16 protein-coding genes are annotated in these 16,297 nt (G+C 68.2%); 6 read left to right on the plus strand and 10 right to left on the minus strand.

Annotated features, from left to right (window positions below):
• The first annotated feature begins 57 nt into the window (after positions 1 to 57).
• Complete coding sequence (locus ACVJ6E_RS17470; RefSeq protein ID WP_120270056.1) at positions 58 to 2,676, plus strand: TIGR02302 family protein; 2,619 nt, start codon at positions 58 to 60, stop codon at positions 2,674 to 2,676.
• A 125-nt stretch (positions 2,677 to 2,801) separates the two neighbouring features.
• On the opposite strand, the gene ACVJ6E_RS17475 is transcribed toward ACVJ6E_RS17470, so the two are convergent.
• Genes ACVJ6E_RS17475 through ACVJ6E_RS17485 form a run of 3 tightly spaced genes read right to left on the minus strand, consistent with a single transcriptional unit; the run spans position 2,802 to position 4,837 of the window.
• Positions 2,802 to 3,197, minus strand: a complete 396-nt coding sequence (locus ACVJ6E_RS17475; protein WP_067224282.1) for a response regulator — start codon at positions 3,195 to 3,197, stop codon at positions 2,802 to 2,804.
• A 30-nt stretch (positions 3,198 to 3,227) separates the two neighbouring features.
• Positions 3,228 to 3,770 (minus strand): hypoxanthine phosphoribosyltransferase, encoded by a 543-nt coding sequence (gene hpt, locus ACVJ6E_RS17480; RefSeq protein ID WP_120270057.1) that lies wholly within the window; start codon positions 3,768 to 3,770, stop codon positions 3,228 to 3,230.
• The gene (locus ACVJ6E_RS17485; RefSeq protein ID WP_120270058.1) at positions 3,767 to 4,837 is read right to left on the minus strand and encodes an MJ0042-type zinc finger domain-containing protein; all 1,071 of its coding nucleotides are present in this window, start codon (positions 4,835 to 4,837) and stop codon (positions 3,767 to 3,769) included. Before ACVJ6E_RS17485 ends, hpt begins: the two co-directional genes overlap by 4 nt.
• 244 nt (positions 4,838 to 5,081) lie before the next feature.
• Here ACVJ6E_RS17485 and ftsE point away from each other — a divergent pair, with 244 nt between their 5' ends.
• Together ftsE and ACVJ6E_RS17495 are read left to right on the plus strand one after the other, a co-directional pair.
• Positions 5,082 to 5,741 carry a cell division ATP-binding protein FtsE gene (ftsE, locus tag ACVJ6E_RS17490; RefSeq protein ID WP_120270059.1) on the plus strand — a complete coding sequence of 220 codons (660 nt, stop codon included), beginning with the start codon at positions 5,082 to 5,084 and terminating at the stop codon, positions 5,739 to 5,741.
• Positions 5,734 to 6,786, plus strand: coding sequence for a cell division protein FtsX (locus ACVJ6E_RS17495; RefSeq protein WP_120270060.1), 1,053 nt, complete (start codon positions 5,734 to 5,736; stop codon positions 6,784 to 6,786). Before ftsE ends, ACVJ6E_RS17495 begins: the two co-directional genes overlap by 8 nt.
• 114 nt (positions 6,787 to 6,900) lie before the next feature.
• Here the strand turns inward: ACVJ6E_RS17495 and rplS are convergent, their stop codons facing one another.
• Positions 6,901 to 7,365 carry a 50S ribosomal protein L19 gene (gene rplS, locus ACVJ6E_RS17500; RefSeq protein ID WP_067224274.1) on the minus strand — a complete coding sequence of 155 codons (465 nt, stop codon included), beginning with the start codon at positions 7,363 to 7,365 and terminating at the stop codon, positions 6,901 to 6,903.
• 291 nt (positions 7,366 to 7,656) lie between these two features.
• On the minus strand, positions 7,657 to 8,352 hold the full coding sequence (gene trmD, locus ACVJ6E_RS17505; protein WP_120270061.1) for a tRNA (guanosine(37)-N1)-methyltransferase TrmD: 696 nt from the start codon (positions 8,350 to 8,352) through the stop codon (positions 7,657 to 7,659).
• A 104-nt stretch (positions 8,353 to 8,456) separates the two neighbouring features.
• On the opposite strand from trmD, the gene ACVJ6E_RS17510 reads away from it, so the two are divergent.
• A complete protein-coding gene (locus tag ACVJ6E_RS17510) occupies positions 8,457 to 8,960 on the plus strand; it encodes a VanZ family protein (protein WP_120270062.1) in 504 nt (167 codons plus the stop codon).
• Here ACVJ6E_RS17510 and rimM read toward each other — a convergent pair.
• From rimM to ACVJ6E_RS17535, 5 genes are all read right to left on the minus strand, one after another.
• A complete protein-coding gene (gene rimM / locus ACVJ6E_RS17515; protein ID WP_491676495.1) occupies positions 8,909 to 9,475 on the minus strand; it encodes a ribosome maturation factor RimM in 567 nt (188 codons plus the stop codon). The genes ACVJ6E_RS17510 and rimM overlap by 52 nt on opposite strands.
• Before the next feature lie 183 nt (positions 9,476 to 9,658).
• Entirely contained in the window at positions 9,659 to 10,054 is a 396-nt protein-coding gene (rpsP, locus tag ACVJ6E_RS17520) for a 30S ribosomal protein S16 (protein ID WP_067224266.1), read from the minus strand.
• A 36-nt stretch (positions 10,055 to 10,090) separates the two neighbouring features.
• Entirely contained in the window at positions 10,091 to 10,408 is a 318-nt protein-coding gene (locus tag ACVJ6E_RS17525; protein WP_083202341.1) for a chorismate mutase, read from the minus strand.
• On the minus strand, positions 10,405 to 11,955 hold the full coding sequence (ffh, locus tag ACVJ6E_RS17530) for a signal recognition particle protein (protein WP_120270064.1): 1,551 nt from the start codon (positions 11,953 to 11,955) through the stop codon (positions 10,405 to 10,407). Before ffh ends, ACVJ6E_RS17525 begins: the two co-directional genes overlap by 4 nt.
• 277 nt (positions 11,956 to 12,232) lie before the next feature.
• On the minus strand, positions 12,233 to 12,931 hold the full coding sequence (locus ACVJ6E_RS17535) for a YggS family pyridoxal phosphate-dependent enzyme (protein WP_120270065.1): 699 nt from the start codon (positions 12,929 to 12,931) through the stop codon (positions 12,233 to 12,235).
• Positions 12,932 to 13,119: 188 nt separating this feature from the next.
• Here ACVJ6E_RS17535 and leuS point away from each other — a divergent pair, with 188 nt between their 5' ends.
• A complete protein-coding gene (gene leuS / locus ACVJ6E_RS17540; RefSeq protein WP_120270066.1) occupies positions 13,120 to 15,729 on the plus strand; it encodes a leucine--tRNA ligase in 2,610 nt (869 codons plus the stop codon).
• Entirely contained in the window at positions 15,716 to 16,294 is a 579-nt protein-coding gene (gene lptE / locus ACVJ6E_RS17545; protein WP_120270067.1) for an LPS assembly lipoprotein LptE, read from the plus strand. The genes leuS and lptE overlap by 14 nt, the downstream gene beginning before the upstream one ends.
• Positions 16,295 to 16,297: the final 3 nt, after the last annotated feature.

Here is a 16,297-nt window from a genome sequence, read left to right on the forward strand (position 1 = left end):
CACCCTTCCTGATCGAGGGGGGCTTGTGACCCACGGGTCGGGCCGCGGAGGCAGACAGTGACAGACGCGAGGAAACCTGCCGGCTCCGGGCAGGGCGCCGGGGGTGATGCTTCCCGGCCGGACGGCGATGTTCCCGCCGCGCGCGCGCGTCTGGAACGCGCGATCCTGCAAACGCGCCTATCACTTCTTTGGGAGCAGGCCTGGCCGCTCCTGCAATCCGTCCTGATCGTCCTTGCCCTCTATGTCGGACTGTCCTGGCTCGGCCTGTGGTCGCTGCTGCCGACCTGGCTGTCGGTCATCGCCGCGCTCGGCTTCCTCGCGGCGGCTGTGCGGGAGGCTCTTCCGCTTGCCCGTCTGCGCCTGCCCGGCCGGGCAGAGGCGCTGTCGCGCATCGAGCGCGTGTCCGGGCTGAGCCATCGCCCGCTGGCCGCGCTCGATGACCGGTTGTTCGACGGTGGCGGAGACTCTCCCGAAACCAGAGCACTTTGGGACGTACACCGCCGGCGCGCGAGCGTGGCGCTTGCCAGCGTGCGCACCGACCTGCCGAGCCCGCAGGCGTTTCGCCGCGATCCCTTTGCCTTGCGCGTGCTGGCGGTGATGCTGCTGGTGGTGGGGTATTTCGCGGCCGAAGGCAGCCATCTGTCGCGCCTGTCGCCCGTCGCGGGCGCAGGGCCCCAGGTCGCTGCGGTTCCGGCCCGGATCGATGCCTGGATCACGCCGCCGGTCTATACGGGCCGCGCGCCGGTGTTCCTGACCGGGGCGACGGCGGAGCTGCGCGAGCCCGGCAAGGCGATCAGCGTGCCGGAAGGCAGCGAAGTGATCGTCCGGGCGCAGGGCGTCGACGCGCTTTCCGTGCTGCTGGTCTCGCCCGAGGAAACCGTGGATCTGGCCGCGCCGCCTGCGGCGGACGGCGAAGGCGGTGCGGCGACGCCGCGCGTTGCCGCAAACACCACGGGCGAGGGGCTGCGCAGCCGGCTGGAGGCGTCCGCGGCGCTGGAGATCCGCGACGGCGACACGGTGCTGCATGCCTGGCAGATTGCGGTGGAGCCGGACGAGGCGCCGACCATCCGCCTGCTCGACGATCCCGAGGAGCAGCTCAGCGGCGCGCTCAAGCTGACCTATCTGATGCAGGACGATTACGGCATCGTCTCCGCGAAGGCCGACATCCGCCCGGCGCAGCGTCTCAACCAGGATAGCGGCGCGGAAATCCGCCCCCTGGTCGAGGCGCCGAGCTTTCCCCTGTCGCTGGCCGCCGGCGAGCGGCGCACCGGCACGGGCGAAACGATCCGCGACCTGACCAGCCATCCCTGGGCGGGATCCGAGGTGGCGCTGGTGCTCAGCGCCAGCGACCATGCCGGCCAGACCGGTTATTCGGAGCCGCATCGCTTCACCCTGCCGCAGCGCCGTTTCGCCAAGTCGCTGGCGCGGGCCATTGTCGAGCAGCGCCGGGATCTGGCGCTCGATGCCAATGCCCAGGTGCGCGTGCTCGATGCGCTGGACGGGCTGTTGCTGGCCCCGGAGGTGTTCGGCGAGAAGGTGCGAACCTATCTCGGCATGCGGTTCGCCCGGGCCGAGCTGGTCGCAGCGGAAAGCGACGACGAGCTGCGGGTCGTGGTCGACCTCCTGTGGGAACTGGCGCTGAACATCGAGGACGGCGACCTGTCGGTGGCCGAGCGCGCCTTGCGCGATGCGCAGGAGGCCTTGCGCCGGGCATTGGAGGAGGGCGCCTCGGACGAGGAAATCGCCCGGCTGACCGAAGAGCTGCGGCAGGCGCTGAACGAATACATGCAGGCCCTGGCCGAACAGATGCGGCAGAACCCGCAGGCCATGCAGCAGATGGACCCGAATGCGCAGAACCTGCGGCCGCAGGATCTCGACGAGATGCTGTCGCGGATCGAGGAACTGTCGCGCAATGGGTCCCGCGATGCCGCCCGAGAGCTTCTCGCCCAGATGCAGCGGATGCTGGAGAACCTGCAGGCGGGCCGCCCGCAGCAGATGCCGAACGGCATGACCCAGGAGATGATGCAGGCCCTCAACGAGCTCGGCCAGATGATCCAGCGCCAGCAGGAGCTGATGGATCAGACCAACCGGTTCGACCAGGGCCAGCAGCAGCAGGGCGAGCAGGGACAACGAGGTCAGCAGGGCCAGCAAGGCCAGCAGGGGCAGATGACGCCCGAGGAGCTGGCGGAAGCCTTGCGGCAGCTGCAGGAAGGGCAGGGCGAGCTGGGCGAGCGGCTGCAGCAGCTGCTCGACAAGATGGCGCGCAACGGCATGCCGTCGAACGAGGACCTCGGCCGGGCCGGCGAGGAGATGGGCAATGCCCGCGACAGCCTCGGCCAGGGCCAGCCGGGCGATGCCGTCGGCCAGCAGGGCAACGCGCTCGACGCGCTGCGCCGGGGCGCGCAGGGCATGGCGGAGCAGATGTTCGGTCAGGGGCAGGGCCAGGGCGAAGGGCCGGGCATGGCGGGCCGTCAGGGCGGCCCGATGGACGAGGATCCGCTCGGCCGGCCGCGCCGCACGGAAGGGCCGGATTTCGGCGACCGGGTGCGGGTGCCGGACGAGATCGACGTGCAGCGCGCGCGCCGCATCCTGGAGGAGCTGCGCCGGCGGTTCTCCGATCCCAGCCGGCCGATGCTGGAGCTCGACTATCTGGAGCGGCTGCTGCGCCGCTACTGATCGATGCGGCGCCCGGCGCGCGCACGAACACGGCTATCGGGCTCGCGCGGGACAAGCGCGGGCCCGTTGCATGTCATGCTATCGATATCGGGGAAGAGACAGGCCGGCAGTGCGCCGCCACGCGGTTACGCGTAGCGGCGGGTTTCCTCGCGGCAGATGCCGAGCAGGGCATCGCTGACCGCACGGCGGATCTCGGCGAGCGAGAAGGGCTTGGTCACCACGTCGTGGATCAGCGCGTCGAGCCCGTTGGCGCGCTCGCGCTGGTCGGCAAAGCCCGTCATCAGCAGGATCGGGATCTCAGGATGGTCGCGCGCCGCGATCAGGGCGAAGGCGATGCCGTCCATCACGGGCATCTTGATATCCGACAGGATCAGGTCGAACGCGCCCTTTTCCTTCGCCAGCGTCTCGGCGGCTGCCGCGCCGTCCTCCTGGGCGACCACGGCATGGCCATCCAGCTCCAACGCGCGCTTGACGAAGCTGCGAACGGCGTCGTCGTCTTCGGCGATCAGAATGCGAGCCATGTCCCTCTCCGTTCTTCAAGCAGCGGCGTGCTAGGCCTGGGCGTCCTGGACCACGTGACCGATGAACGGGAGCTGGCGCCACTTGTGCCCCATGTCCATCCCGTAACCGACCACGAACTTGTCGGGACACTCGAACCCGACATAATCCGCAGAAATGGCGGTTTTGCGGCGCATCGGCTTGTCGAGCAAGGCGGCGATGCGCACTGAGCCTGCGCCGCGCTCGATGAGTCGGTCTCGTGCAAAAGCCAGTGTGCGACCGCTTTCCAGTATGTCATCCACGAGAATCACATCCCGACCGGCGACATCGCTCTCCACATCGCGCAAAACGCGGATTTCCCTTGACTCCGTTCCCGCGCCGTAACTGGACAAATGGATAAACTCCATCTCCGGGGCAAGGCCTGCCCGGTGCATCGCGCGCACGAGGTCGGCAACGAACATGAAGCTGCCCTTCAGCACCGCGACGACCAGAAGTCCCTCGGGGCGGGACGCCGCGATCTCGCGGGCGATTTCCTCGACCCGGGCGGCAATGGCCGCCTCGTCGTAGAGGGTGCGGATGTCGACGCTTTCACTCATTTCAGCCTGGCCTGCCGTTGTTTGCGCTCCACGAAGCGCACCTGAATGTCCGCCGCCAGGTCGGGCGGAGCCGACAGGCGGGTGCGAAACCGCGTCGTGCCACCGACATCGAGCCGGCGCAAGCGCGGTTCCATGGTCCAGGCGTAGATTTCCTGGGCATCCTCGCTGCGCAGGGCCAGGCGGATGGCGGGAACCGGCATCGGCTGCTTCTCGATATTGGCGATCGTGCCCTCGATCACCAGGACGATCGAGCCGTCCTCCATTTCGCGGAAGGTGCGCAGGTCGCGGAACTCGAGGCCGCGCAGGTTGACATCAAGCCCGGCGAGCTGGAACAGGCCTGCAAGGTCGGGCATCCGCGCCACGATGGGCGTGCGGAAGGTGACGGCCAGCGCGCCCAGGGCGATGGCGCCGCAGAACAGCAGCATGCCGACCACCCGGCGCGGGCGCACGCGGCGCGCCTGCCGGCCGGCTGCGGACAGGATCCGACGCAGGATCGGCTCGCTGGAGCGCGGCTTGACGTGGATCTTCGGCTTGCGGGCTAGGCTCTCGATGTCGACCGTCTTGGCGGCGGCAGCTTCCGCGTCGTCGCCCGCTCCGGCATCGGTGGTCATCGGCAGGCTGGACGCCAGCTCCTGTCCCGCATCCTCGTCCGCCGCCTCGTCGGCATCGAACATGGAGGCGAAGACGTCCTTGCCGCCGTCGGTGTCCTCGCCCTCGTCCTCGCTCTCGTCTCCGCCCTCGCTTTCGATGGAAGCATCGTCCCCGGCGGTGTCCTCCGCCGGGTCGTCGTCGCCGGCCAGGGCGGCTTCCCAGTCATCGGCAAGATCGTCGCCGTCCGCATCCCCGGCTTCGGCCATGGCGGGCGCCCTGGCGCGCGCGGCCTGGCTCTCCTCGGCTTCCGCCTCGGCGCGGTCCGGGAGTTCGGTCTCGATGGAGGCGGTGTCCGGGGTGGGGAGGGCGTGCCAGCGCGTGCCGCAGCGCGCGCATTTCACGTCGCGGCCTTCAGGCCCCAGGGCCGCAGGTGTGACCCGATAGGCGGTTGCGCAATCCGGACAGGTTATCTTCATTGTGGAGGCGGCCTCGTCTTGCCCACAAATACCGGCCGGAAAGGCATGGTCGACATCCGGTGAAGCCGGTACGCAAGACGGGCAGTGTCGGCCCAAGACCGTAAACACGCCGCAAACGGCGAGACATTGGTTTGTCCCGCCGGCCGCATACCGGAGTTTTCGCCTCCATGACGCCCGGATATCGTTAATGAAGCGTTAATGCCAAAGCGATAGTGTCCGGCCAACGTGTTAACGAGAGGTTGCCGTGATCCGATTCGAAAATGTCGGTCTGCGCTACGGCATGGGGCCGGAAGTCCTGCGCGACCTGACCTTCGAGATCAGGCCGCAGTCATTCCAGTTCCTCACCGGTCCGTCCGGTGCGGGCAAGACCAGCCTGATGCGCCTGCTGTTCCTGTCGCTGACGCCGACGCGCGGGCTGATCCGCGCCTTCGGCAAGGACACATCGGCGCTGAAGAAGAGCCAGATCCCGGCGCTGCGCCGGCGCATCGGTATCGTGTTCCAGGACTTTCGCCTGCTTGACCATCTGACCACCTATGAGAATGTCGCCCTGCCGCTGCGCGTCATCGGCCAGGAGGAGAGCCAGTACCGCTCCGACGTGGTGGAGCTGCTGAAATGGGTGGGCCTGGGCGAGCGCATGCATGTGCTGCCGCCGGTCCTGTCCGGTGGCGAGAAGCAGCGCGCGGCCATCGCGCGGGCGCTGATCACCCGGCCCGAGCTGCTGCTGGCGGACGAGCCGACGGGCAACGTGGACCCGCCGCTGGCGCGGCGTCTGCTGCGCCTGTTCATCGAGCTGAACCGGCTCGGCACGTCGGTGGTGATCGCCACCCACGATCTGGCGCTGATGGACCAGGTCGACGCACGGCGCATGGAACTGGGCGAAGGACGGTTGCAGATCCATGACTGACGACGACAGGACACCAAGGGCTGGCCCGGCAGGGGGCGCGGGAGGCGAGGGCCGTCGCGGCTCCCGTCCGCCCAGTGGCCGGCCGGCCGCGTCCCGCCGCCCCAAGGCGGGCGCCAAGACACGCAAGCGCGGCGCCCCGGACGAGCTGCGCCCGTCCGCCCCCATCGTGCCGCCGCAGGCGGTTGCCGGGCGTGCGCTGACGCTGGTCGTCGCGATCATGAGCTTCCTCGCCTGCCTGACGGTCGGCGGGGTGACCATCATTCACGAGGCGGCGAGCGCCTGGTCCAACGACCTGCTGCGCGAGGTGACGATCCAGATCCGCCCGGCGGACGGGGTCGACATGTTGCGGGAGATCGAGAAGGCAACGGCCGCGGCCAAGGCGCAGGCCGGCGTCGGCGCGGTGCGGGCCCTGTCCGACCAGGAAACGCGGGAACTGCTGCAGCCCTGGCTCGGTGCTGGGCTGGAGCTGGAGAGCCTGCCGGTGCCGCGCCTGATCCAGGTGCAGGTGTCGGAACCGTCCGTCTTCGATCTTGCCGGACTGCGCGCGGTGATCAGCGCCGAGGTCAGCCGGGCCAGCGTCGACGATCACAGCCTGTGGACCAGCCGCCTGGCAGCCATGGCCAATGCGGTGGTGCTAGGTGGCATCGCCGTGCTGTCGCTGGTGCTCGGCTCGATGGTCCTGTCGGTGGTCTTCGCGACGCGGGCGGCCATGGCCGGCAACCGGGATGTGGTCGAGGTGCTGCATTTCGTCGGTGCGGAGGACAGTTTCGTTGCCCGGGAGTTCCAGCGCCATTTCCTGCTGCTGGGTCTGCAGGGCGGCCTCGCCGGCGGTGTCGCCTCCATTCTCGTCTTCCTCGTCCTTGGCTTTCTGGCCGACGAGCGCACCGGCTTGCAGGGCCTTGCACGCTCCATGGACATGCTCGGCGGGGTGTCGGTGGGGGTCGGCGGCTATCTCGGTGTGCTGGCCATCATCTTCCTCGTCACGGTGCTGACGGCAGCGACCTCGCGCCTTGCGGTGCGCGCCCATCTGCGGCGGATCGAGTAGGGGCGCGGCTTTCCGCAAGAGCTTGCGCGCAAACGAAAAAAGCCCCGGCCATCTGGCCGGGGCTTTTCTATCGTGTGGAGCGGCGGGCCTGGTCGGCCGCGCCGGATCTTTGTCTTATTCGGCGCTCTGGCTGGCAGCGGCAGCCTGCTGCTCGGCTTCCTTCGCGGCCTTGGCGGCGGCGAGGTCGGCCTTGATCTCGTCGTTCAGGCGACGGGCGCGAACGTTGGTCGCCTCGACGATACGGGCGGACTTGCCGCGACGGCCGCGCAGGTAATAGAGCTTGGCGCGACGGACCTTACCGCGACGCACGACCTCGACGCCCTCAAGCATCGGCGAGAAGATCGGAAACACGCGCTCCACGCCTTCGCCGTAGGAGATCTTGCGGACGGTGAAGTTCTCGTTGATGCCGCCGCCGGAGCGGGCGATGCACACGCCTTCGTACGCCTGGGTACGGGTACGGTTGCCTTCCGTCACGCGCACGTTCACGCGGATCGTGTCGCCGGGAGAGAAGCTCGGCAGCTTGCGCTGTGCTTCGACCTTCGCCATTTCCTCGGCGTTGAGCTGTTCGATGATGTTCATGGCACTACCTTTTGGTTCGTGTCGGTCAGAGCGTCCGCTGACGGTCGAGCCGTAGGGGCGAATTCACCGCGTTTTTGGCCTGGCCGGACGCATCCGGCCGCGGAATTCGGTTCGAGTCACCTTGCTTGCGAGAGGCCGGTCGTCCGCGTCCTGTCTTCGCGGCCCTGGCGGGCAAAGGCAAACGGCAATCGGCACGGCTCGCGCCGACAGGCGCCCGAGTGGCCGCTATCTAGCGCAACTCGCCGCGTTTGTCATGCCCTTTTGCGCCCGTTTGGCGCAGAAACCTGCGCCCTAGCCGTCGTTGAGGCGCTGCCACAGGTCGGGCCGGCGCTCGCGGGTCAGCCGCTCGGCCTCCTCGCGCCGCCAGCGGTCGATGCGGGCGTGGTCGCCGGAGGTCAGGACATCGGGGATGGTGCGCCCCTCGAACTCGCGCGGCCTGGTATAGTGCGGATGCTCCAGAAGGCCGGTCTCGAAGCTCTCCAGGGCGCCGCTCTCGGCATTGCCCATGACGCCGGGCAGCAGGCGGACGACCGCGTCGAGCAGGACCATGGCGGCCAGTTCGCCGCCGGACAGGATATAGTCGCCGATCGAGACTTCCTCGAGGCCCCGGGCCTCGATCACCCGCTGGTCGATGCCCTCGAACCGGCCGCAGACGATCACCGCGCCCGGCCCTTGCGCAAGGTCGCGGACCCGCGCCTGGTCGAGCGGCCGGCCGCGCGGGCTCATCAGCAGGCGCGGCCTCGTGTCGCCGGCAGGGCTGGCCGCATCAATGGCAAGGGCTAGGATATCGGCGCGCAGGACCATGCCGGCGCCGCCTCCGGCCGGCGTGTCATCGACGGAGCGGTGGCGATCGGTCGCATGGTCGCGGATTTGGTGGAGCTCCAAGTCCCAGTCGCCCCGCTCCAGCGCGCGGCCGGCAAGCGATGTGCCGAGGGGGCCTGGAAACATCTCCGGATAAAGGCTGAGGATCGACGCCCGGAACGTCATCGCATACTCCCTGGATCGGCAGGCCACCGGCCCGTCGGATAACTCTCGCAACCCCCGCTTAAGGCTTTCCCGTGTAGCAAGGAAGCCCGATCCCGGAGATCTTCATGCTGCGCCCGCTCGTCCGTCTTGCCGAACTCGTCCGCACCCTGGTGCGGCAGCACTATCTCGACCTGTCGGCGGCGCGCGTCTGGCCGCTCTGCGTCCTCGTCGCCTACGGGATCGTCGCGGGCTTCATCTACAATCCCGGGATGGACCATCCTTGGGACAAGCTGCAGCACCTTGTGTTCTTCGGCCTGCTGACCCTGTCGATCCACGCATTCTTCTGCTGCCGCCTGCGGATTTCGGCCGGAATCGCCGCGGGGCTGGGGCTGACGGCGGAACTTGTGCAGGCGCTGGTGCCCAATCGCGAATTCTCGCTGGGGGACATTGCCGCCAACATGCTCGGCGTGACGCTCGTCGTCGCCGCGATCCTGCTGCTGCGTCTTGAGGTGCGTGCGGCGCTTGCCGGCGGATCCCCGGTTCCCGACCGGGACGAGGACATGGATGCGGCGCAGGCTCAGCCGGCCGCTTCGTCGTCCGCGCGCGGATCCCGCTCCTCGTCGTCCTGAGCCTCGTCGCCCTCCGTGCTTTCCGGCACGACGATAGTCACCTTGCCGGCGGCCAGGTCGATCTCCGGCACCGCCTCGCGGGTGAAGGGGACGTAGAAGGATTGTGCGCCCTGCGGGCGGATCTCCACCAGGGTGCCGGCGCCGAAATCGGGCAGGGCGACGATCTCGCCGATGGTCTCCCCGTCCGGCGCGACGGCCTCGAGGCCGAGCAGGTCGGTGTGGTAGAATTCGTCCTCGTCATCCAGCTCCGGCAGCGCATCGCGCGGAATGTAGAGGTCGAGGCCGTTGAGGGCCTCGGCGGCATTGCGGTCGTCGATGCCTTCGAAACGGGTGACGACCATCGCCTTCTGCAGGCGCGCGGACTTCACCACCAGGCGGCGCTTGCCGTCGGCGGTTTCCAGCGGGCCGTAATCGCAAAAGGACAGGGGATCGTCGCCGAAGGGCTTGACGCGAACCTCGCCGCGCACGCCGTGGGCGGCGCCGATGCGGGCAATGAGAATGCGGTCCTCGCTCACGCGGCCGTGCTCCTGACGGGGGAGGCGGGGTGGCAGTCCCCGATACATGTCATTCGAGACCTGCTCCCTTCATGAGGGCACCGCGGTCCCGTGCCGGGCCGATCCGCGCAACGACGCGGACCCGGCGGACCCGCGCCGATGCGACGCGGGTCCTGAAGGTGCATGAAGAAGGCAGCGCGCCGATTACTCGGCAGCAGCTTCCTCGCCGCCGGCAGCAGCCTCGGCCTCGGCCGCAGCGGCCTCCTCGGCAGCCTGGCGCTTGGCCTCGGCACGCTCCTTGGCCTTGGTGCCCGGCTCGGCCTTCTTCGGGTTGCTGCGAGCTTCGCGGCTCAGCACGCCGGCGGCATCCAGGAAGCGCAGGACGCGGTCGGTCGGCAGCGCGCCGTGGCTCATCCAGTGCTGGATGCGCTCGACGTCGAGGACGATGCGGTCGGCATTGTCCTTCGGCAGCATCGGGTTGTAGAGGCCGACCTTCTCGATGAAGCGGCCGTCGCGCGGCGAGCGGACGTCGGCAACGACGATGCGGTAGAACGGACGCTTCTTGGCGCCGCCACGGGCAAGGCGAATTTTCAGGGCCATGGTAGTCTCCTTTAGTACTTCAGTGCGACGCCGGGGTCAGCGGCGAATGGCTTCATGGTGACGGATCACTTCCTTGACGATGAAGTTCAGGAACTTCTCCGCAAAATCGGGATCGAGATTGGCGTCCCGGGCAAGCGCGCGCAGTCGCGCGATCTGCCGTTCCTCGCGCGCCGGATCGGCGGGCGGAAGACTGTGGGTGGCCTTGAGCAGGCCGACCTTCTGCGTGCACTTGAAGCGCTCCGCAAGCATGTGAACCAGTGCGGCGTCGATATTGTCGATGGAGCCGCGCAGCCGCAGCAGCTCGTCCATCGCGGCAGACGCCGGCTCGAGGATTTCCTCGGCGCTGTCGGTCATTTCTTCTTCCCTCGTCCCAGGCCGGGAAGGCCGCCGAGACCGCCGGGCAGCTTTGCCCCGCCCAGTCCGCCAAGGCCGCCCAGGCCACCCAAACCGCCAAGCCCGCCGGGCAGGCCCGGCATCTGTCCCGGAAGCTGACCAGGCATCTGGCCGGACTGGGCCATGCGCTCCAGCTCCTTCGGGTCGATGTTCGGCATGCCGCCGCCGGGCACGCCCATGCCGCCCATCATCTTGCCGAGCAGGCCCTTGCCCTTGCCCATCTGCTTCATCATGTCGGCCATCTGCCGGTGCATCTTCAGCAGCTTGTTGACGTCTGCGACGTCGACGCCGGAGCCGGTGGCGATGCGCTTCTTGCGGCTGGCCTTGAGAATGTCGGGCTTGCGGCGCTCCTGCGGGGTCATCGACTGGATGATCGCGACCTGACGCTTGATCACGCGGTCGTCGATATTGGCCGCATCGAGCTGCTTCTTCATCTTTCCGACGCCGGGCATCATGCCCATGATCCCGGACATGCCGCCGAGCTTCTCCATCTGGCGAAGCTGCTCGGCAAGGTCCTCGAGGTCGAAATTGCCCTTCTGCATGCGGGCGGCCATCTTGGCCGCCTTTTCCTGGTCGAGCTCGCGAGCCGCCTTCTCCACCAGCGACACGATGTCGCCCATGCCGAGAATGCGGTCGGCGATCCGCGCCGGGTGGAATTCCTCGAGCGCGTCGGACTTCTCGCCGGTACCGACCAGCTTGACCGGCTTGCCGGTGACCGCGCGCATGGACAGGGCCGCGCCGCCGCGGCCGTCGCCGTCCATGCGGGTCAGCACGATGCCGGTGATGCCGACGCGTTCGTCGAAGGAGGTCGCCAGGTTGACCGCGTCCTGACCGGTCAGGCTGTCGGCGACGAGCAGGATCTCGTGCGGATTGGCGGCCGCCTTGATCTCCGCCATCTCGACCATCAGCGGCTCGTCGATATGCGTGCGGCCGGCCGTGTCGAGCATGACGATGTCGTAGCCGCCGAGCCGCGCTGCCGTCATGGCGCGCGAGGCGATCTGCACCGGCGTCTGGCCGGCGACGATCGGCAGCGTGTCGATGCCGGTCTGCTCGCCAAGGACCTTCAGCTGTTCCTGCGCCGCCGGGCGGCGGGTGTCGAGCGAGGCCATGAGCACCTTGCGGCGCTCGTTCTTCGTCAGCCTCAGGGCGATCTTGGCGGTCGAGGTGGTCTTGCCCGAGCCCTGCAGGCCGACCATCATGATGGCGAAGGGCGCGGCTGCGTTGAGGTCGATCGGCTCGCCCGCACCGCCCAGCATCTCGACGAGCTGGTCGTGGACGATCTTGACGACCTGCTGGCCCGGCGTGACCGACTTGAGGACTTCCTGGCCGACGGCCCGGGTCCGCACCTTGTCGGTGAAGGACTTGACCACCGGAAGCGCGACGTCAGCCTCGATCAGGGCGCGCCGGACCTCGCGCAGCGCCTCGGAGACATCGGCCTCCGACAGCGCACCGCGCCGCGTCAGCTTGTCGAGAATGCCACTGAGGCGATCTGACAGACTTTCGAACATGCCGTCTCCTTAAACCCTTTCGAGGTGGCGGCCGGAGCCGCTTCCGTGTCCCCCGTGCGGGACGTAGCGCGATCCGCAAAGCGGTATGGCACCCGAGGGCGCATCGCGCTGTCGGGTGTGAACCTCCGGGATCTCTTTATACCTTTGCGGGTCCCGGGCGGCGTATCGAGCTGTCGTCACTCTTTCGGAGTTGACGGGCTGATACCCGCAAACGCCAGCGAAAGTCAAGGGAGCTGGCGCATTCCCCTGCAAAACGCCGCCTACGCGGCATGCCGGCTTACGGGTAGTCGCGCGAGCCGAAAATCGCCGAGCCGACGCGCACATGGGTGGCGCCGACGCGCACGGCGCTCTCGAAATCCGAGGACATGCCCATCGACAGGCCGGAAAGGCCGTTGCGTTCCGCGATCTTGCGCAGCAGTGCGAAATGCGGGCCGGGCGTGTCGTCGACCGGGGGGATGCACATCAGGCCGAGCAGCGGCAGGTGCAGCTCGTCCCGGCAGAAGGCGACGAAATCGTCGGTCTCGCGCGGCGCGATGCCGGCCTTCTGCGGTTCCTCGCCGGTGTTCACCTGGATGAAGAAGCGCAGGTTTCTCTGCTGTTCGGCGCACTCAGCGGCGAGCGCGCGGGCGATCTTTTCCCGGTCGAGCGTGTGGATCACGTCGAACAGCGCAACCGCGTCCTTCGCCTTGTTCGACTGGAGCGGCCCGATCAGGTGCAGCTCGATATCGGGAAACTCCTCGCGCAGCGCCGGCCACTTTCCCTGGGCTTCCTGCACGCGGTTCTCACCGAAGACGCGATGGCCGGCGGCGATCACCGGGCGGATGGCATCGGCGTCGAAGGTCTTGCTGACGGCGATCAGCGTGACGGAACCTTCCGCGCGCGCGCCATCATGCTCGGCGGCGGCGATCCTGTCGCGGATCCCGGCGATCCGTCCGGCGGCATCCGTTGGGGTCGGTTCTGCGGCGTGCGGGGACATCTTGATGCCTCTTCGTGCTTTGGCGGGCGAGTTGCTGTCATGGACATGCGACGGGCGCCGCGCGAATGCAAGTCCTGGACCGGCAGGACGCGCGGCGCGGGCCTTGCAGGTTGACCGGGCCGGCGATTTCTGGTGACAGTCGCGCCACATCATTTCTTTTCACTGCAACGAGCGAAGCACACGAGATCATGGCGACGGAGCGCTACAACGCCCGCGAAGCGGAAAGCCGCTGGCAGAAGGTCTGGGACGAGGCGAAGGTTTTTGCCACCCGCAACGAGGATCCCCGGCCGAAGTATTACGTGCTCGAGATGTTCCCCTATCCGTCGGGGCGCATCCACATGGGCCACGTGCGCAACTACGCCATGGGCGATGTCGTGGCGCGCTACAAGCGGGCGCGCGGCTTCAACGTGCTGCATCCGATGGGCTGGGACGCCTTCGGCATGCCGGCGGAAAACGCCGCCATGCAGAACAAGGTGCATCCGCGCGACTGGACCTACCAGAACATCGCGACGATGCGCGGCCAGCTGAAGATCATGGGCCTGTCGCTCGACTGGGAGCGCGAGTTCGCGACCTGCGACGTCGAGTACTACACCCAGCAGCAGCGCCTGTTCCTCGACTTTCTGAAGGCCGGTCTTGCCTATCGCAAGAACTCCAAGGTCAACTGGGACCCGGTCGACATGACCGTGCTGGCCAACGAGCAGGTGATCGACGGGCGCGGCTGGCGCTCCGGCGCCTTGGTCGAGCAGCGCGAGCTGACCCAGTGGTTCTTCAAGATCTCCGACTGGTCGGAAGAGCTGCTGTCGGCGCTCGACACGCTCGACCGCTGGCCGGAAAAGGTCCGCCTGATGCAGAAGAACTGGATCGGCCGGTCCGAGGGCCTGCGCGTGCGCTTTGCCTTCTCGACGCCCGCGCCGACCGGCGATGCGGCGCTGGAGATCTTCACCACCCGGCCGGACACGCTGTTCGGCGCGTCCTTCATGGGCCTGTCGCCGGATCATCCGATCTCGCGCAAGCTCGCCGAGGGCGATCCGAAGATCGCGGCCTTCATCGAGGAGTGCCGGCGCATCGGCACCTCCGCCGAGGCCATCGAGACGGCCGAGAAGATCGGCATCGATACCGGGCTGACGGTCGTCCACCCGCTCGATCCCTCGATCACGCTGCCGGTCTACATCGCCAACTTCATCCTGATGGACTACGGCACCGGCGCGATCTTCGCCTGCCCGGCGCATGACCAGCGCGACCTCGACTTCGCCCGCAAGTATCACCTGCCGGTGCGCCCGGTGGTGCTGCCGAACGGGGCGGATCCGGAGACGTTCGAGATCCGCGACGAGGCCTATACCGACGACGGCACGATCTACAATTCCGCCTTCATGGACGGCATGTCGATCGCGGATGCCAAGGACGCGGTCGCCTCGCGGCTCGAGGCGGAGACGCTGGACGGGGCGCCGCAGGCGCAGCGCCAGGTCAACTACCGCCTGCGCGACTGGGGTATCTCGCGCCAGCGCTACTGGGGCTGCCCGATCCCGGTCATCCATTGCGACGATTGCGGTGTGGTGCCGGTGCCGGTCGCCGATCTGCCGGTACAGCTGCCGGACGACATCGACTTCGAAAAGCCGGGCAACCCGCTCGACCGTCACCCGACCTGGCGCAACGTTGCCTGCCCGACCTGCGGCAAGCCGGCACGGCGCGAGACGGACACGATGGACACGTTCGTCGATTCCTCGTGGTACTTCGCCCGCTTCACCGATCCGCGCTCCAAGACGCCCACCGACAAGGCCGTCGCCGATGCGTGGCTGCCGGTCGACCAGTATATCGGCGGCATCGAGCACGCGATCCTGCACCTGCTCTATTCGCGCTTCTTCGCCAGGGCGATGAGCGTGACCGGGCATCTGAGCGTGAAGGAGCCGTTCCGCGGCCTGTTCACGCAAGGCATGGTGACGCACGAGACCTACAAGGCGCCGGGCGGCGGCTGGGTCTCGCCGGCCGAGGTGCGCATCGAGGGCGACGGCGAGGAGCGCCAGGCGTTCCTGGTGGAGACCGGCGAGAAGGTCGCCATCGGTTCCATCGAGAAGATGTCGAAGTCGAAGAAGAACACCGTCGATCCCACCGACATCATCGAGACCTACGGCGCCGATACGGCCCGCTGGTTCATGCTGTCCGACAGCCCGCCCGAGCGCGACGTGCAGTGGACCGAGGACGGGGTGCAGGGCGCTTGGCGCTTCATGCAGCGTGTATGGCGCCTGATCTCCGAGATCGGCGAGAGCGTGCCGCAGACGGCCCGCCCGGATGCGTTCGGCGAGGCGGCGACCGCCCTTCGCCGTGCGACCCACAAGGCGTGCCAGGCGGTCTCGGCCGATATCGAGGCCCTGTCCTTCAACCGTGCCGTTGCCCGCATCTACGAGCTGGTCAACACCCTGTCGCGCGCCGCGCAGGGCGGAGCCGAAGGCGAGGACATGCGCTTTGCGCAGCGCGAGGCGGCCGGCTTCCTGGTGCAGATGATGGCGCCGATGGCTCCGCATCTGGCCGAGGAGTGCTGGCATGCGCTCGGCCACGAGGGCATGCTGGCGACGCAGGGCTGGCCGGAGATCGAGGCGGATCTGCTGGTCGAGGCGACCATCACCCTGCCGGTGCAGGTCAACGGCAAGAAGCGCGCCGATCTCATCGTCTCACGCGAGGCTTCCAAAGAGGAGGTCGAAGCGGCTACGCTGCAGCTCGATGCCGTGCAGCGCGCGCTGGACGGCAAGCCCGCCCGCAAGATCATCGTGGTTCCGCAGAGGATCGTGAATGTCGTCGTGTGACCATCCGCAACCGCAGCAGCCTGCCCGCCGGCGGGCGCTGGCCGTTCTCGTCATGGGGGCGGCACTGTTGGCCGGCGCCTGTCAGGTGCGCCCGCTCTACGGCACCATCGGAGGACCGGCCGGCGCGACGCCGGCCGTCGCCACCGAGCTTGCGGCCATCGACATCGATACGGTCGAGACCGCCTCGAGCGAGGATCTCGATCGGGTCGGCCAGGTGCTGCGTAACGAGCTGATCTTCGGCTTCCGCCGGGGTCGCGAGGCGGGCGAGCAGCGCTACCGGCTGCGCATCCTGATCGACCGGCCGTTGAACGAGGTCGGCGTCGAGCGGCTTGCCGACGTGCCCTCCGCCTATACGGTCACGGTCAACGCCTCCTATGTGCTGAGCGATCTCGCCACCGGACGCACGGTGACCACGGGCCGGGCCTTCGGCTCCGCGTCCTTCGACTTCTCCAGCCAGCGCTTCGCCAACCTGCGCGCCGAGCGCGACGCGGAGGATCGGGCGGCGAAGATGGTTGCCGGCGACATCCAGACGCGGCTTGCCGGCTTCTTCGCGTCCCGCGGTTGATCC

The sequence above is a fragment of the Stappia sp. G46H5W genome (genome assembly GCF_058448995.1).